This window comes from Pseudomonas sp. PP3, from assembly GCF_905336995.1.
GTDB classification, from domain to species: domain Bacteria; phylum Pseudomonadota; class Gammaproteobacteria; order Pseudomonadales; family Pseudomonadaceae; genus Aquipseudomonas; species Aquipseudomonas reinekei.
Genome location: NZ_HG995459.1, coordinates 1278711 through 1295382 on the forward strand (window position 1 = coordinate 1278711; position 16672 = coordinate 1295382).

Genomic DNA, 16672 nt, shown 5'->3' on the forward strand with positions numbered 1-16672 from the left:
TAGCGCGATAGAGCGGCTCAAACCTTTCTATGCAGTTTTGAGGCAGGTACCCAATGAGCGAAGATCTTCATGGCATCGCCGCCAACCCGCGCGACTGGCCTAAGACGCTGTTCTACGTGGCGTTGTTGTTTTCAGTTTTCCAGATTGTCACCGCTGCGTTTGCACCGGTTTCCAGCCAGGTGCTGCGCGCGGTGCACGTTGGTTTCCTGCTGTGGGTAGTGTTTCTGAGTTTCCCGGCGTATGGCAGAGCACGTCCCTGGCAGCCGTTGGCCTGGATATTGAGCCTCGCCGGGATTACCACTGCCTTGTATCAATGGTTCTTCGAGGCGGATTTGATCCAGCGTTCAGGTGACCTGACATCGGCAGACATGGTGGTTGGGCTGGTGTTGATCGTATTGGTGTTCGAGGCGGCTCGTCGGGTGATGGGTATCGCATTGCCCGTCATCTGTGGACTGTTTTTGGCATACGGTTTATTGGGTGAATACCTGCCAGGCGACCTGGCACATCGAGGCTACGGATTCGACCAAATCGTCAACCAGTTGTCATTCGGCACCGAAGGTCTCTACGGGACACCCACTTACGTTTCCGCTACCTATATTTTCCTGTTCATTTTGTTCGGTTCCTTTCTCGAACAGGCGGGCATGATCAAATTGTTCACTGACTTCGCGATGGGACTGTTTGGCCACAAACTCGGGGGGCCGGCAAAAGTATCGGTCGCGTCATCGGCTTTGATGGGGACGATTACAGGTTCCGGCATTGCCAACGTTGTCACGACAGGACAGTTCACGATTCCATTGATGAAGCGCTTCGGCTACAAGGCAGCATTTGCTGGCGGCGTAGAGGCGACTTCGAGCATGGGCAGCCAGCTGATGCCACCCGTGATGGGAGCTGTGGCCTTCATTATGGCGGAAACAATTAATGTCCCGTTCGTAGAGATCGCCAAAGCGGCGTTAATTCCAGCCATCCTGTATTTCGGTTCGGTGTTCTGGATGGTTCACCTTGAGGCAAAACGCTCCGACCTTAAAGGGCTACCCAAAGACCAATGTCCCAGTGCATGGGGAGCAGTAAAGGAAAGCTGGTATTTACTGATTCCGCTTTTTGTCCTGGTCTACCTGCTGTTTTCCGGACGTACTCCGCTGTTCTCCGGAATGGTGGGCCTGGCGCTGACAGCCATCGTTATTCTCGGTTCGGCAATCATTCTTCGGGTGTCCAGTTTCGCGTTGCGGTGTGCGTTCTGGATCGCGCTGGGTGTCCTCTGTGTCGGTTTTTTCCAGTTGGGTATCGGCGTGATCTTTGCGGTGATCGCCACGTTGGTGGTCATCTGCTGGTTCATTCAGGGAGGCCGGGAAACCCTGAGTATTTGCCTGCATGCCCTGGTCGAAGGTGCTCGTCATGCGGTGCCGGTCGGGATTGCTTGCGCGCTGGTGGGAATCATCATCGGCGTAGTGTCATTGACGGGCATAGCCTCGACCTTCGCCGGTTACATACTGGCCATAGGCAGGGATAACCTGTTGTTGTCACTGATACTGACGATGGTCACCTGCCTGGTGTTGGGTATGGGTATCCCGACGATTCCCAACTACATCATCACCAGTTCGATTGCAGCACCCGCGCTGTTGGAGTTGGGTGTACCGCTGATCGTGTCGCACATGTTCGTTTTCTATTTCGGAATTCTTGCAGACCTTACTCCACCGGTTGCCTTGGCATGCTTTGCCGCAGCGCCCATCGCCAAGGAAACAGGATTCAAGATCAGTCTGTGGGCGGTTCGTATTGCTCTGGCCGGCTTTGTCATTCCGTTCATGGCGGTCTACAACCCTGCGCTGATGATGCAAGGCGACAATTTGTGGATGACTGCCTATATGTTGGTCAAGACGATGTTGGCCGTTGGCCTTTGGGGAATGGCGTCCACAGGTTATCTGCAACAGAAGATGCCGGTTTGGGAGCGATTATTGTGTTTCGCGGCAGGTGCTTTGTTGGTTGTTGCGCTGCCGTTGACCGACGAAATCGGTTTTGTGCTGGGTGTGTTGCTGATACTTCAGCATGTCTGGCGGTCTCGCCGTGGCGGACTGGCCAGAGCATGATCGGCTTGTGCCTGGGGCTGGCGGGAGTCGCCTGGGCCCAACTCCCAATCTCAAGCTTTACACTGGCCTGGAATCACACCATCGAAAAAATTCGTTGGGAAGAAGACTACCGTGTCTCGGAACAGGGACTTGTGCTCACTGAAGCCAGGGTCAAGGGAAATGGCGCAGGCATGGAAATTCCCTCAGGGGCCAGGTTGGAAAAAGGCAGTTGGCACTTTCAACGTCAGCTGCCGCCCTTGCAGCCTCTGAGTCTGGGGCGCTCCCCGCAAGCAGGTGACTACCAGTTATGCTTCGATCAGCAATGTCATGAGATGGACGAGTGGCTGGGGCCACCCGTCAGCAACCCGTCCTCCGTGGAGCTATGGAGTTGCTGGACGGACTCAGGGCAACCATAAGTGGCCACAAGCATAAATGTGAAAGCCCTGTCCGGATACGAACGTCCAGTACCCGGACAGGCAGGTGTCAACTCATGCCCAGCCAGTTTGGCAAAACCAGGGAGATCCAGGGCACGTAGGTAATCAGGATCAGGAACAGGAGCAGGATCATTAGCCAGGGCATGGCGGCTCTGATGGTTGCCGGCAGTGTCATACCCGTCACAGCAGAAGTCACGAACAGGTTCAGACCCACGGGCGGCGTGATCAAGCCGATCTCCAGATTCACCACCATAATGATGCCAAGGTGAATCGGATCGATACCCAGCTTCATGGCGATGGGGAAGAGGATCGGTGCCAGGATCAGGATGATGGCCGAGGGTTCCATAAAGGCCCCGGCGATCAACAGCACAATGTTCACCACCAGCAGGAACGTTACCGGTGTCAGCCCCGCTTCAATCACCCACGCGGTGATCTGTTGCGGTAGCTGCTCAGTGGTCAAAACGTGCGCGAAGAGCATGGCGTTGGCAATAATGAACATCAGCATGATGCTCAGCTTGGCCGAGTCCAGCAGGACTTTTGGTGTCTCGCGGAACGTCAGGTCTTTGTAGACGAACAAGGCGATGAAGGCCGAGTACACCGCCGCCACTGCCGCCGCTTCAGTGGGGGTGAACATCCCGGAGTAGATACCTCCCAGGATGATGAACATCAACAGTAGACCCCAGATCGCCTTGCGTGCCGTGCCAAGCCATTCACGGAACGTCGCGCGCGGCATGGCGGGCAGATTTTTCTTCACGGCGACGATGTAGATCGCCACCATCAACGCCAGTCCCAGCAGCAGGCCTGGTAACACGCCCGCCATGAACAGTTTGCCGACAGAGGTTTCGGTCGCGGCCGCGTAGACCACCATGACGATCGAGGGTGGTATCAGGATGCCCAGGGTCCCCGCGTTACAGACGATCCCCGCGCCGAAGGCCTGCGGATAACCGGAGCGGACCATGCCGGCAATGGCAATTGAACCCACCGCCGCCACAGTGGCCGGGCTCGATCCGGAAAGTGCAGCGAACAACATGCACGCCAACACGGCAGCGATGGCCAGACCACCACGGATATGGCCGACGCAGGCATTGGCAAAGTCAATCAGCCGCCGAGCGACGCCACCGGTGGTCATGAAGGCCCCCGCGAGCAGAAAGAACGGGATGGCCAGCAGGGTGTAGTGCTCCGACGTCTCGAACAGTTTGATCGCCAGTGAGCGCACGGAGTCAGGACTGAAAAAAACAATGGTCAGTGAGCCCGCCAATCCCAGGGAGATGGCAATGGGAACGCCGATGAACATCAGCACGAACAGTGATACAAACAGGAAGGCAATGGTCATGACTTGTCATCCTCGTGTTCAGTCAGCTTCAACGCATCGGCGGCCTCATCAGCCAGGCCAAGGCCGGTCTGCCTTTTTTGAAGGATGCGCACGAGAATTTCAGCAAACCGGATGAACACCAGGGCGAACCCTACGGGGACGATCAACCCGATGTGCCATTGCATGATCCCGTACTGGCCCAGGTCTTCGGCGCCTATTTGGGCCTCCATCAGGGTCTGGATCCAGCCAAAACTGCCAATGCTGAGCAATCCGGCATAAGTCAGGCAGAAAAGGCAGGCGATGATGCCAATGAACCGTTGCACCGGTTTGCTGGCCAGATTGACCAGCGCGTCAACGCCGATATGGCCGGCTGTGCGCACGCCATATGACAATCCGAAAAAAATCAGCCAGCCAAACAGGGCCTTGGTCATTGAGGTGCTCCAGGTCATGGCCTGTGCCATTCCCATGACCCCGTCGCCGATGGCGAACAGCGATTCGCTGGCGCCTTGCCAGCTCTCGGCGAGGCTGTAGAACAGGGTGTAGAGGTTGTTGAGGACAACGTAGACGAATGTTACCAACGTCATGGCCGCCAGAAGGAAGACAATGAAGCCTTCCTCGAAGTGTTCCCAGACGCGCCGAAGAGCATTCATGGATGGCATCTCCTGTAGCAGACGTCAGGCAGGTGCTGTCAGGGCGGCAACACCTGCCGACGACCGATCATTGGGCCTGGTTGGCGGCTTCTGCGGCAGTGATCAGCTCGGCGCCGATATCGCCTTCAAATTTCTTCCACACCGGTTTCATCGCGACACGCCATTGATCGCGTTGCTCAGGCGTCAGGATAATGATCTCGGTGGTTTTGGCCGCGATGATGCTCTGCTTGGCATCCTGGTTCAGCTTCTCAGCCTCTTTGTTCACATGGGCGGTGACTTCGACGAGGATCTTGTCCAGCTCGCTGCGAAGCTCCGGCGACAAACCGTTCCAGAACTTGGTGTTGGTGATCAGCATGTAGTCCAGTACGCCGTGGTTGGATTCGGTGATGAACTTCTGCACTTCATGCATTTTCTGGCTGTAGATGTTCGAGTAAGGATTCTCCGCGCCGTTGACGACACCGGTCTGCAAGCCTTGATAAACCTCGGCGAAGCTCATTTTGCGCGGATTGGCGCGTATGACCTTGAACTGTTCCTCAAGCACTGCAGAGGCCTGCACCCGGAACTTCAGGCCACGGGCATCACCGGGCACTCGTAGCGCTTTGTTCGCGGACAGTTGTTTCATCCCGTTGTGCCAATAGGCCAGTCCAGTGATGTTTTTGTCCTCCATGGACTTGAGCAACGCCTGGCCCTGCGGGCTCAGCTGGAAGCGGTCAACAGCGGTGATGTCATCAAACAGGAAAGGCAGGTCGAACAGTTGAACGGTCTTGGTGTAGTGCTCGAACTTGGCCAGCGACGGAGCAATCATCTGTACGTCTCCGAGCAGTAAGGCCTCCATCTCTTTGCCATCGCCAAACAACGAGGAGTTGGGGTAGACCTCGACTTTGACCTTGCCGGGCAAGCGTTCTTCCACCAGCTTCTTGAACAGCAGGGCACCCTGGCCTTTGGGTGTCTGCTCTGCGACGACGTGGGAGAATTTTATAATGACCGGGTCTGCAGCCATGGCCGTGCTCATGGTGACAAGGGCAAAGGCGCAGGCGACTGCTTTCCACATAGGTTTAAACATTGGGGGATTCCTCTTGTTTTCGTTTTCCGTACAGCTCCATGCCCTGAAAAAAGCATCGGTACGGCGGACAAGAGCAAGTCTAGGCAGAAAACTCCCATTGCGAGGGTTATGACCGAATGTGGCTGGAAATCTTGTCGGTAATGGGGGAGTGCCGCTGGCAATACTCTCTTAAAATATTAATGCTCAGAGCGATTGCGCTCAGGGTCAGCGGTATAGGTGTTTAAGAGGCATCATTACCGATGACAACCCCATCAGCGATTGCTGTCCAGGTGCTTGTTCATAACGCATTCCTCAAGGTTTGCAGGTGGGCGACCTGGCGGCTGAATTCAGCGCTGGACAGTCGCTGCTTCGTCCGTGGGCTCATGGCCTGGCTGATAGCGCGTGTGGGCTGGCCGGTAAGGCGTGAGAGCACCAGCCATTGTTCGGCAACGCCGAGTTGGTCATAGCCGGGATGGCGTCGGCGGATGCGCCGCAGAATGTCTTGTTGCAGCGCTTGCAGCAGGCTCTGCTGCCCATTGCGCCGCAACATGAAATCGGCACTGGCGCGAAGATGTTCGAGCAATTGTCGGCGCGCTTTCGGCAGCGGTTCCAGCATGGGCCCGTGGCGCACACCGGCATGCCAGAGACCCAGGCCAATCAGCGCCAGCAAGGCAACCAGTGCCTGGGGGAAATATCGCAGCAACAATGTCCACAGGCTGTCGTGATCAGTGTTGAACAGCAAGGTCACGTCGGTATCGGCGGTCAGGTACCAAAGCAGCCAGGCGTTGTCGTATTGATCGATCGCCGGGGTTTTCCACAGGTCGGCGTCGGTGACCACAATGATCGAACCAAGCCCGTGGTTGAGTTGCATCATGTGCGTGGCCTTGCCGCTGTTGGCCCAGGCCTGGGCGAGACTCTTCGGGTCTTCGAGATGGAATTGGGTGTCGAAGCTGGCATAGGCCGGGGCGTCTTCGTTTTCCAGGTACAACTTGGTCAATTGCGGATAGGGATCTTTGTCGCCATCGGGCGGCGGATCCTTGAGGTCTTTGCTCAGGGACTGGTGCAGTTGCACCCGGTCGAGCAACAAATCATTGCTTTGCCCGGTCTTCTCATCCCACAGCGATTGGGCGACGAACAACAGGCGCCCTCCGGCCCGGGTCCAGTTCATCAATTGATCAATCTGCCGTGGGCTCATGTTGTAGCGGTCGCCCAGCAATAACAGGCTGTGCTGATGCGGCTCGAGGCTCGGCAGAACATCGATGCCGTTGGCGTGGCTGACAACCAGGCCCTGTTTGCGCAGGTAGTGCTCGGCGGCGAGGTAAGGATTGGCCTGCGCCTCGGGCGAAGGGCCGTGATCGATTTCTTCCGGGTAGGGCGTGGCCTTGAAATACAGGTACACGCCCAGCGCAACCAGCAACACGGCGACGAGCGTACCGAGCATCATCAGCCAGTTGCGCCGATTCAATGCGTCGCTCCAGGGCCGAACAACGCACGCCAGCCGTCACACAATTCACGCTGCAAATGCGCGGCGGGCACGCGATGCCCGTAGGCCATGTTTTGCCAATGCCCGGTCAGTTTTTTACTGAAGGCCAGCAAGGCCGGTTGTTGAAGTCGTTCGACGCGCTCGAGCACCTGGCCTTCGGTGTCGGCGGCTTTCAGGGCGATGTCGAAGTCGTGCAGGAGGTGGCTCAGCAGGGCGCGATAGAGCAAGCCCAACGCTTCTCGCGGATGATTCTGCCAAAGGTTTTCGGCGCTGGTGGCGATGTCGGCGGGCAAGGTCTCGCGACTGAGATCCAGGCCGAACGCCTGTTGCGGCAGCGATCGCATGGCTTTTTTGCCAGGGCTCGGGCGGCGGCTTACAAACGCCTGCAACAGGTCGCGGTAATGCCAGATCAACAAGCCGATGGCGGCGATCACGACGCCCCACAGCAAGGCTTCGATCAGCGAGGCCAGGGCGCCAAAACGCGGGCTCTCGAATAGCCGGAACAAAGCCTTGAGCCATTGTGGCGTGTTGTCGTCATCCGGGTTTTCGGCGGTGCCCTTGTCCTCGCCAAATCGATAACTGATCACCGTTTCCTTGTTCTTGAACGGCGGCTGGTCAAGGATTGCCCTGATGCTGTCCCGGGACGCCTGGCTGGTCAGTGGTTGTTCCAGCAAGCGCGGACTGTCGGGTGTGGCCAGTGCATCGGCGGCCCTGGCATCGTGTCCGCTGGGTATCAACAGGATCGCCGCCAGCAGGACAGCAACGGCGGTGCCGTTCAAGCGCTGGCGCATGCGGCGGAACACCAGCTCGATGTCCCAGGCTTCCAGCACGGTTCGGCGGTTGAGATAGAGGCTGAAACCGCACGCCACATAGATCGGTTCCCACACCACCAACACCAGGGCGTAGAAGGCATTGGTCAGATGTTCCAGCCAGATCCAGTCCTGGGTGGCCGCGGCGATCAGCGATTGCCAGCTCCAGTCGAGCGCGACCTGCTGTGGCAACAGCAGATAGAACAGCGCCATCAAACCGATCCACAGCGCGGTTTCGAGGTGCACGCCAATCAACGTCAGCCACCGCGCGGCGCCGGCATCGCGCTGCAACAACACCTGCATGCGCTGTTGACGCGCCTCGCCGCTCAGGCCTTCGAGTTGCACCACCGGCAGCAGGAAACTGCGGCTCATGCTCAAGCGTCGCCAGGTCAGGCTGGCCAGCAGTTGCGGCTTGAGCAGTCGTGGCCATTGGCAAAGGGCCTGTTTCAGTGTGGGCGTTTCGCCAAACATGGCTTTGGACAAAATGTACAGCGGCAGGCGTTCGAAGGCCGGTTTCAGCCACCAGAAAATGAATACGGCAAGGGATGGCGACTCCCACAGCAAAGCACTCAACAGGGCAAAAACCGGCAAGGTGATGATTGCCCAACTGGTCATCAGCAAGCGTCGATGGCGCTGGCTCAACAGGACGCCGAGGTCCATGGCTTCCCAGGTCGGGCGTGGGCGGATCACCACACTGGCGTCACTCAGGCGCATGGCGGACCCGTCCGGCAAACAGCAGATAGACCGCGACCAACATCCAGAGCACCGCGCCGACCAGGTATTTGGTCATGGGCGTTGGTGTTGTCATCGACGACCAGTAGGCCTCGATGAAGGCTGCAATCCACAGGAACAACATGACCCCGCAAATCAGCAGGACGCTCTTGCGGGCCGCCAGGCGCAGGGCTTCAGCGCGGGGCAGGCGCCCCGGTGCGATCAATGCCCAGCCCAGTTGCAGGCCGGCCGCCCCGGCGAGGGCGATGGCGGTCAATTCGAAGGCGCCGTGGCCAATCACGAATGACCAGAAGGTCTGGCCAAAACCGATGTGCGTCAGATGCCCGGCCACTGCACCGATCATCAGGCCGTTGAAGAACAGGAAAAACGCGCTGCCCAAGCCAAACAGCAAACCGCTGGCAAAGGTCTGAAAGGCGATGCCGATGTTGTGCATGATGTAGTAGCCGAACATTACCCAGTCTTCACTGGCCGCGCGCTCCGCCGAACGCCCCAGATGTTCGGCGTTTGGATCGTACATGCTTTGCATCTCGCTGACCTGCTCGGCCGGGATCAGGTTGTAGATCAGGTCCGGGAACAGGTACACCAACAGCCCCATGCCGATCAGGCTGCCGAAAAACATCAGGCTGGCGGCCAGTACAAAGCGCCACTGTTCGCGCACCAGTCGGGGAAAACCGGCAAGTATGAAAGCCAGCACATTGGCGCCCAGCCGGCTGCGATGGCGATACAGTTGTTGATGCCCGCGCAGGACCTGTTGCTGCAACGAATCGATCAGGAAACTGCTGTAGCCGCGCTCCCGAGCCAGCGCCAGATGCTGGCAGAGACGACGATAGTCAGCCGGGAAATTACCGACGCCGTCGGCCTTGCGGTCCCGCTCCAATCGTTGCAGCGTGAGGGAAAACTGCTCCCACTCGGCCATGTGCCGATGTTCGAAAAGGTTTTGCTTCATGCCGGACCCAACAAGCCGCGGGCGATGCCATTGAGCTCGGCCACGGCGTGTGGCGCTGGAACCTGAAGCGGTTGCGCAAGGATCGAGGCGAGTTCATTGACCCTGGCCGCGGAGAGTTCGCCCTGGCGTTCGGCGAATCCGAGGATGGCGCGTTGTTCGCTCAGGCTCAGGGCAAATGCCGGGCGACGGGGTTCGGCGGGCGGCAGTTGTGGGCGGGTGAGCGGCTGTTCGCGGTAGATCACCAGCGTGCCGGCCGCCACATCGCCGAGGCGTTTGAAGCCGGGATGCTGCAGGCAGCTGATGGCCCCGAGGAAGTAGCCGAACGGCAGCAAATCGACAAACCGCAGCAGGTTTCGCAACAGTGACGCGGACCAGCCAATCGGTGTGCCGTCGTCTTGCACCACTCGCAGGCCCATCCATTGCTTGCCCGGTGAGCGGCCCTGGTTAAGCACTTCGAATAGCACCATGTACCACCAGCTCACGCCGAAGATCAGCAGCGAGCCCAGTCCGGCGCCGAGTTTTCCGAGCATTGCCAGCACAACGAACAGCAGGCCGAGGATCAACCCGCGCAAAGCCAGGTCGATGGAGAACGCCAGCGCACGCACCATCAGCCCGGCGGGTCGCAGAGGCAAGTCGATGCCTTCAGGCGTTTCAACTTGATACCGCGTATCCAGTGGCGGGGACAGCGTCGCTTTCCTTCGCAGTGCTGTGGTCTCGAGCATGGGCAACCTGATGATGTGGCCTGATCGGGATTGTCTCGTTCCCCGATGCTAGCAGCCTCACCGGGGAAAACGACATAACTATGTAGTGCGGTTTGAGTAACCGCAGATGTTTGAATCACAAGATTGCTGGCCGGAGCGGGACGTGAGCGCCTAGACTTCGTCGATCTTCAGTTCAGGAAACGCCTGTGACCTCCATCTTCTGGTACGACTATGAAACGACGGGCATCAACCCCCGTTGCGACCGCCCCCTGCAAATGGCGGGGCTGCGTACTGACTTCGAACTCAATGAAATAGACGAGCCGGTCAACCTCTATTGCCAGCCCAGTGACGACATCCTGCCGCATCCGGCAGCCTGCGCGATCACCGGCATTACCCCTGCGAATCTGGCCGAGCGAGGTTTGAGCGAAGCCGACTTCATGACCCGTGTGCATGCCCAACTGGCAGCGCCGGGCACGTGTGGCGCGGGGTACAACACCTTGCGTTTCGACGACGAGATGACCCGCTACAGCCTGTACCGCAATTTTTTCGACCCGTACGCGCGTGAGTGGCAGGGCGGCAACAGCCGCTGGGATCTGATCGACGTGGTACGTGCCGCGTATGCCTTGCGTCCCGACGGTATCGTCTGGCCGACAGATGACGAGGGGCGGGTGACGCTCAAGCTTGAACGCCTGACCGCCGCCAATGGCATCGACCATGGCAATGCCCACGAAGCGCTGTCGGATGTCCGCGCGACGATCGCCCTGGCGCGTTTGATTCGGGAAAAGCAGCCGAAGTTATATGAATGGCTGTTCAAGTTGCGCAGTAAACAAAAGGTGCTGGACCAGATTCGACTGTTGCAACCGATGGTGCATATTTCCGGGCGCTTCTCTGCGGCGCGTCATTATGTGGGGGTGGTGCTGCCGCTGGCCTGGCATCCGCGTAACAAGAACGCGCTGATTGTCTGCGATCTGCATCTCGACCCGCAGGGCTTGCTCGATCTGGATGCCGACGCCTTGCGCCAGCGTTTGTATACCCGTCGCGATGATTTGGCCGAGGGTGAGTTGCCAGTGCCGCTCAAGCTCATCCACATCAATAAATGCCCGGTGGTGGCGCCGTTGTCGGTACTTCGTCCGCAAGATCAGCAGCGTCTCGGGCTGGATATGCCGCTGTATCAGCAACGTGCACTGCGGCTAAGTGACGCGCAGCAAGTCTGGCTGGATAAAGTTGCGGCCATTTATGCCCGCGAGGATTTTTCTGTCAGTCAGGACCCGGAACAACAGTTATACGATGGATTTATCGGTGACCGGGATCGACGTCTATGTGAACAAGTGCGCTCGGTGGACCCTGCGCAATTAGCACAAGAGCAATGGCCTTTCGATGATGAACGTTTGCCTGAATTATTGTTTCGATATCGCGCACGCAACTTTCCAGAAACGCTGAATTCTGAAGAGCAAGAGCGCTGGCGGGTCTTCTGTCAGAAGCGCTTGTCGAACCCTGAATGGGGTGCGCCCAATACCCTGGAAAGTTTTGCAGAGGCCGCAGCCCAACTGGCCGTTACTGCGACATCGTTTCAGCAACAGGTACTGAGTGAATGGCAGCAACATGTTCAAGGGTTGCGCAAACGTTTGAATCTTTGAAATCGAAAATACCCGGGGCCTGAACTCCGGGCATAAAAAACGCCAGCGATAAGCTGGCGTTATTTTTCGTCGCCTATTTATCTGCGACAGGTGTGGCGGCTTAGCCCAGCAGGGTAGCCCAGCCTTCAACCACGTCACCGCCCCACTTGGCTTTCCACTCTTTCAGAGTCTTGTGGTTGCCACCTTTGGTTTCGATGACTTCGCCGTTGTGCGGGTTTTTGTATTGTTTAACTTTGCGAGCACGCTTGGTGCCGGTAGTTTTTACTGCGCCGCCGCGTGGAGCTTTGGTTTTGGATTCTGGATCCAGCAAAGCAATGATGTCACGCAGGGACTTGGAGTATTCGCCCATCAGGGTGCGCAGTTTGCCTTCGAATTCCAGCTCGGTTTGCAGTTTGTCGTCTTGGGACAGGTTCTTCAAACGGGCTTGCAGCTCTTTGATAGCTTCTTCGGTGGCGCGATATTCGTTGATCAAGGACATGGTTACTACCTTATGTGGGGCGCTGGATGGCAGGGTGACAGTGCCGCAATAATAGTCAGGGTGTTTCATCAAGTAAACATTAAAGCGGGTTTATTTAATTAAATAACCGGAAATTCGCTACAGCTTTTCGATGCAGTTAAATAGTTTGAAGCATTCGCTACAGATATTTACAAACCCGTGCTTGTAGAAAGCTAACTGCACGGCTGGTGCACACGCCTGGTATGCCGACAGGAACCTCGCCGGCAACCATCGGGCAGCATTGCACATCATCAATACTGCAGTTTTGCTGCGCAATCGCTAGAATGGCTGCCTTTGCGAAGTTCTGGAGTTTCCCCCTCATGCGCACTTTTCGGCTGGTGATTTCTTGCCCCGACCGCGTCGGCATCGTTGCTAAAGTCAGTAACTTTCTGGCGTCACATAACGGCTGGATCACTGAAGCGAGCCACCACTCGGACAATCTCAGTGGCTGGTTCTTCATGCGTCACGAGATTCGTGCCGACTCGCTGCCTTTCGGTATCGAAGCCTTGCGCGAAGCGTTTGCGCCGATTGCCGAAGAGTTCTCGATGGACTGGCGCATCACCGATACCGAGCAGAAGAAGCGCGTGGTATTGATGGCCAGCCGCGAGTCCCACTGCCTCGCCGACCTGCTGCATCGCTGGCACAGCGATGAGCTGGACTGCGAAATCGCCTGCGTAATCTCCAACCACGATGACCTGCGCAGCATGGTCGAGTGGCACGGGATTCCGTACTACCACGTGCCGGTCAATCCCCAGGACAAGGAACCGGCCTTCGCCGAAGTGTCCCGTCTGGTCAAACAGCACGATGCCGAAGTGGTGGTCCTGGCCCGTTACATGCAGATCCTGCCGCCGCAGTTGTGCAACGAATATGCACACAAGGTCATCAACATTCACCACAGCTTCCTGCCGTCGTTCGTGGGGGCCAAGCCGTACCATCAAGCGTCGTTGCGCGGTGTGAAGCTGATCGGCGCGACCTGTCACTACGTGACCGAAGAGCTGGACGCCGGCCCGATCATCGAGCAGGACGTGGTGCGTGTCAGCCACAGCGACAGCATTGAAGACATGGTGCGTTTCGGCCGTGACGTCGAGAAGATGGTGCTGGCCCGCGGCCTGCGTTATCACCTGGAAGATCGCGTGCTGGTACACGGCAACAAAACCGTCGTGTTCTGATTTCCCCACGACACGGTTGAAATTCGAAGGGCCTGGGCGTTCAATCGCTTCAGGCCCTTCGCCGTTTCTGCACTGAGGACATGACCATGGTCGATCCACTGGACAAAGCTACTTCCAAGGCACCCGCCACGTTGGGCGAGGGCTGTTTGAGTCGATATGACCCGGACGACATGAGCCCGGAGGATGGAACGGAATTTCCCGGAGCCGCCGAACTGTGGGAGCGGATGCAACATGAGCCGGACGATAAGATCGCGGACCTGTAGATGATCAGGCTTGCTTGAGCTTCATCAATTTCTTGAGCAGCGGCCGCCCGAGCATCAGCAAAAACACCGGCCCACCGACCAGCAAGTAGAAGTAATAGGTCACCGCCCGCCAGATCAGAATCGCTGCCGCTGCCGTGGATTTGCCCACCATGGGCGCCAACAGCGCCGCCGAGGTCAGTTCCGCCGCGCCGGCCCCGCCCGGCAACAGGCTGAATTGCCCTGCACTGAGTGAGAGCATCTGGATCAAAAAGCTCCAGGCCCATTGCAGGTCTGCTCCGAGCCCGCGCAGCGCCAGATACAGCACGCTGTAGCGCAATATCCAATGCAGGCACGTCAAGCCAAACACCGTAATCAGCGTCTGGAACGGCAGTTTCAGCGTGTCGGTAAATGCCGCCAGGAAATTCAGGAGCTTGCGCGCCCAGCGCATCCGCGTGGCGGACTGGACGTTGAGACGGACCAGCAGCCGGCCGCTCAGGCGAATCAGCAGGCGGTGATAGCGGGCCACGAGCACGCAACTGATCAAGCCGCCGAACATCGATACCGCACTGACGATCAACAGCCACTCCATGCGTTGGCTCAGGTGCTGAAACAGCGCATAGATCAGAATCCCGCTCAGCGCACAGAGGAAAAACAGCAAATCGCTCAACTGGTCCATGGCGAACACGGCGCTGCTTCTGGCTGGACGCACACCATTGCGCCCCAGCAGGGCCATGATGGTCAGCGGCCCGCCGCTACCGCCAGGCGTGGCGCAGTAGGCGAACTCGGCGGCCATGACCACCCCGAGGCTTTTGATCGGGCTGACCTTGTTACGCTGATCCCCCAGTAACAGGCGCAATCGCAGGGTGTTCAAGACCCAGCACAGCAGGATCATGGCAAACATGACCAGCAATCCGCTCAGTGGAAAACCACTCAATCGCGACCAGGTTTCGCTGCCGCCCAAAAGCCACGGGATCAGCACCGCCGCGAGCAGGCCGATCACCAGCAGGATCCCGCGACTCATGCGGCGTGCTCCCTGTCCCGGCTTTGCAGGGCCAGCCAGTTCGCCTTGGTCATGGGTATTCGCCCGTCTTCGAGCAGGCGCTTGAGGGTGTGTAGCCAGTAGGTCCGCGAGAACTCATGGCGCATGTCCACCGGGTGCAGGCCCAGCCTGATCACCGGTGCCTGGCGCCAGCGTAGTTCGCGTTCGTCGCTGACGAGCTTGGATAGCCCGCGACGCCAGGCGCTGCGCGCACTCCAGACCAGCCCGGGTGCGTCGATCGTCGTGAAATCCGGCAGCCGATAAAGATGTTGGGGGTCGCTGGTGTAGCTCAATGGCAGTTGGCGCAAGGCCTGACGGGTGCCTTCACTCATCAACCAGGCCGGCGCGACAAAACCCTGCAGCGGCCAGTTGTAACGATCAAACATGGCGATGCCCTCGTGCAGGCGGGCGAGGGCGGCCTCTTGGGACAAGCTGTAAAACTCACCTTCGTGGGTATAGATCCGGCGCATGAACCAGTCTCTCGGATTGTTCACCGACGATCCGTCATCGCAATGGAAATAGCCGTGCAGCGCCAGTTCGTCGCCGCGCTTGATTCGTTCTTCAAGGCGTTGACGAAAGTCCGGATGGTCGTGCAGGTCGTTGTGCTTGTGGAAGTTCGGCACCACGAGCCAGGTGATGGGTACATTGCCCAGTGCATCCACGGCGTCGACAAAGGGTTGGTAATCGGCCCAGGTTTGCGGTGCTACATCGTGCAGGACCAATAACAGGCTGGGCGTGTTCATTGGCTCAACCATTGGCCACTCGCGGCCATTGAGTGCCGAGTACGGCGTGATAGTGACCGAGCAAACTGTTGACCACCGTGTCCCACGCGTAGTGCTGCTCGGCATGCCGACGTGCCTGCACGCCAACGGCCGCAGTGCCTTGAGCGAACAGTTCACGCACGGCGTTGGCCATCGCCAGCGGATCGTTCGGTGCACACAGCAGGCCGCATTGCGCGGTGACAATCTCCTGAAAAGCACCCGCCGCCACCGCCACCACTGGAATCCCGCTGGCCATGGCTTCGAGTATCACCAGGCCAAAGGTTTCCTGATCGCCTGCATGCAGCAATGCGTCCGCGCTGGCCATCAAGCGGGCGACTTGCGCGGCGGGGCAGAACTCATCGATGACGGTGACATTGCCCGGCACCGTGGTCGGCATCGACGAACCAACCAGCAACAAGTGATAACGCCGGCCCAGGCGTTTCATACACTGCAGCAGCACCGGCAGGTTTTTTTCCTTGGAACCACGCCCGGCAAAAATCAACAGGTGGGTGTTTTCGTCCAGACCCAGTTCGGTCCTGATGCCTGGATCGCGTTTATCGGGATGGAAAGTCTGCAAATCGACGCCCAAGGGTTGGACGAAAACGTTTTTCACCCCGAGATGGGTGAGCTTGTCGGCCATGACCTGGCTGGGCGCGAGCACCCGGTCGAAGTTGCCGTAAAGCTTGCTGACATAAGCTTCGACATTGGTGGTCACCCAGTTGCCCATGCGGTTGCTGGCCAGCAGGGGCAGGTCCGAGTGATAGAAACCAATCACGGGCACATCCAGTTGACGGCGTGCGTCGAGGGCTGCCCAAGCGGTGAGGTAAGGGTCGCCAACCTCGATCAGTTCGGGTTGCAGGTCTTGCAGGACATTGCGCCAGGGGGCGAGACGCAGAGGGAATCGATAACCCTTGCCGAAAGGCAGGGCGGGCGCCGGAACGGTATAGACGCCGTTTTGTTCACTGAAAACCGCCCCGGGGATCAACAAACTGTGGCGAATGCCGGGCCTTGTACACAGACGATGATGTTTGGCATCCAGATACGTGCGCACGCCACCGCTGGCAGGGGCGTAAAACATGGTTATGTCAGCGATATGCACGATGAACACTCCTCCGGTCCGTTGCTCTCCATGGGTTGACCTTAATGAAGAATAGATGTT

At 58.3% G+C, this 16672-nt stretch carries 16 protein-coding genes; 5 read left to right on the top strand and 11 right to left on the bottom strand.

Features of this window, described 5'->3' with window-relative positions:
- Positions 1-53: 53 nt before the first annotated feature.
- Both KHO07_RS05915 and KHO07_RS05920 read left to right on the top strand, forming a co-directional pair.
- The gene (locus KHO07_RS05915) at positions 54-2081 is read left to right on the top strand and encodes a TRAP transporter permease (protein WP_212626690.1); all 2028 of its coding nucleotides are present in this window, start codon (positions 54-56) and stop codon (positions 2079-2081) included.
- The gene (locus tag KHO07_RS05920) at positions 2078-2476 is read left to right on the top strand and encodes a DUF1850 domain-containing protein (protein ID WP_212626691.1); all 399 of its coding nucleotides are present in this window, start codon (positions 2078-2080) and stop codon (positions 2474-2476) included. Before KHO07_RS05915 ends, KHO07_RS05920 begins: the two co-directional genes overlap by 4 nt.
- Before the next feature lie 67 nt (positions 2477-2543).
- Here the strand turns inward: KHO07_RS05920 and dctM are convergent, their stop codons facing one another.
- The 7 genes from dctM to KHO07_RS05955 form a co-directional block, all read right to left on the bottom strand.
- Positions 2544-3827, bottom strand: a complete 1284-nt coding sequence (gene dctM / locus KHO07_RS05925; RefSeq protein ID WP_150733719.1) for a C4-dicarboxylate TRAP transporter large permease protein DctM — start codon at positions 3825-3827, stop codon at positions 2544-2546.
- Positions 3824-4456, bottom strand: a complete 633-nt coding sequence (locus KHO07_RS05930; protein WP_212626692.1) for a TRAP transporter small permease — start codon at positions 4454-4456, stop codon at positions 3824-3826. The genes dctM and KHO07_RS05930 overlap by 4 nt, the downstream gene beginning before the upstream one ends.
- 67 nt (positions 4457-4523) lie before the next feature.
- A complete protein-coding gene (locus KHO07_RS05935) occupies positions 4524-5519 on the bottom strand; it encodes a TRAP transporter substrate-binding protein (RefSeq protein WP_150733717.1) in 996 nt (331 codons plus the stop codon).
- Between the two features lie 277 nt (positions 5520-5796).
- Positions 5797-6963: a DUF4350 domain-containing protein gene (locus KHO07_RS05940; RefSeq protein ID WP_212626693.1), complete on the bottom strand. Its 1167-nt coding sequence runs from the start codon at positions 6961-6963 to the stop codon at positions 5797-5799.
- Positions 6960-8504: a DUF4129 domain-containing protein gene (locus KHO07_RS05945; protein WP_212626694.1), complete on the bottom strand. Its 1545-nt coding sequence runs from the start codon at positions 8502-8504 to the stop codon at positions 6960-6962. The genes KHO07_RS05940 and KHO07_RS05945 overlap by 4 nt, the downstream gene beginning before the upstream one ends.
- Positions 8491-9468, bottom strand: a complete 978-nt coding sequence (locus KHO07_RS05950) for a stage II sporulation protein M (RefSeq protein WP_212626695.1) — start codon at positions 9466-9468, stop codon at positions 8491-8493. The genes KHO07_RS05945 and KHO07_RS05950 overlap by 14 nt, the downstream gene beginning before the upstream one ends.
- Positions 9465-10190, bottom strand: coding sequence for an RDD family protein (locus tag KHO07_RS05955; protein WP_150733713.1), 726 nt, complete (start codon positions 10188-10190; stop codon positions 9465-9467). The genes KHO07_RS05950 and KHO07_RS05955 overlap by 4 nt, the downstream gene beginning before the upstream one ends.
- Positions 10191-10375: 185 nt before the next feature.
- Here KHO07_RS05955 and sbcB point away from each other — a divergent pair, with 185 nt between their 5' ends.
- Complete coding sequence (sbcB, locus tag KHO07_RS05960; RefSeq protein WP_212626696.1) at positions 10376-11806, top strand: exodeoxyribonuclease I; 1431 nt, start codon at positions 10376-10378, stop codon at positions 11804-11806.
- Between the two features lie 100 nt (positions 11807-11906).
- Here the strand turns inward: sbcB and mvaT are convergent, their stop codons facing one another.
- Positions 11907-12284, bottom strand: coding sequence for a histone-like nucleoid-structuring protein MvaT (gene mvaT / locus KHO07_RS05965; protein ID WP_007933316.1), 378 nt, complete (start codon positions 12282-12284; stop codon positions 11907-11909).
- Positions 12285-12622: 338 nt separating this feature from the next.
- Between mvaT and purU the strand changes: the two genes are divergently transcribed.
- Entirely contained in the window at positions 12623-13471 is an 849-nt protein-coding gene (gene purU, locus KHO07_RS05970; protein ID WP_075945467.1) for a formyltetrahydrofolate deformylase, read from the top strand.
- A gap of 86 nt (positions 13472-13557) precedes the next feature.
- On the top strand, positions 13558-13734 hold the full coding sequence (locus KHO07_RS05975) for a hypothetical protein (protein WP_212626697.1): 177 nt from the start codon (positions 13558-13560) through the stop codon (positions 13732-13734).
- Positions 13735-13738: 4 nt separating this feature from the next.
- Here the strand turns inward: KHO07_RS05975 and KHO07_RS05980 are convergent, their stop codons facing one another.
- From KHO07_RS05980 to KHO07_RS05990, 3 genes are read right to left on the bottom strand one after another with little or no spacing between them, the layout of a single operon-like run.
- Positions 13739-14734, bottom strand: coding sequence for a lysylphosphatidylglycerol synthase transmembrane domain-containing protein (locus KHO07_RS05980; protein ID WP_150733710.1), 996 nt, complete (start codon positions 14732-14734; stop codon positions 13739-13741).
- Entirely contained in the window at positions 14731-15507 is a 777-nt protein-coding gene (locus KHO07_RS05985; RefSeq protein WP_212626698.1) for a polysaccharide deacetylase family protein, read from the bottom strand. The genes KHO07_RS05980 and KHO07_RS05985 overlap by 4 nt, the downstream gene beginning before the upstream one ends.
- Complete coding sequence (locus KHO07_RS05990) at positions 15500-16621, bottom strand: glycosyltransferase family 1 protein (RefSeq protein WP_212626699.1); 1122 nt, start codon at positions 16619-16621, stop codon at positions 15500-15502. Before KHO07_RS05990 ends, KHO07_RS05985 begins: the two co-directional genes overlap by 8 nt.
- Positions 16622-16672: the final 51 nt, after the last annotated feature.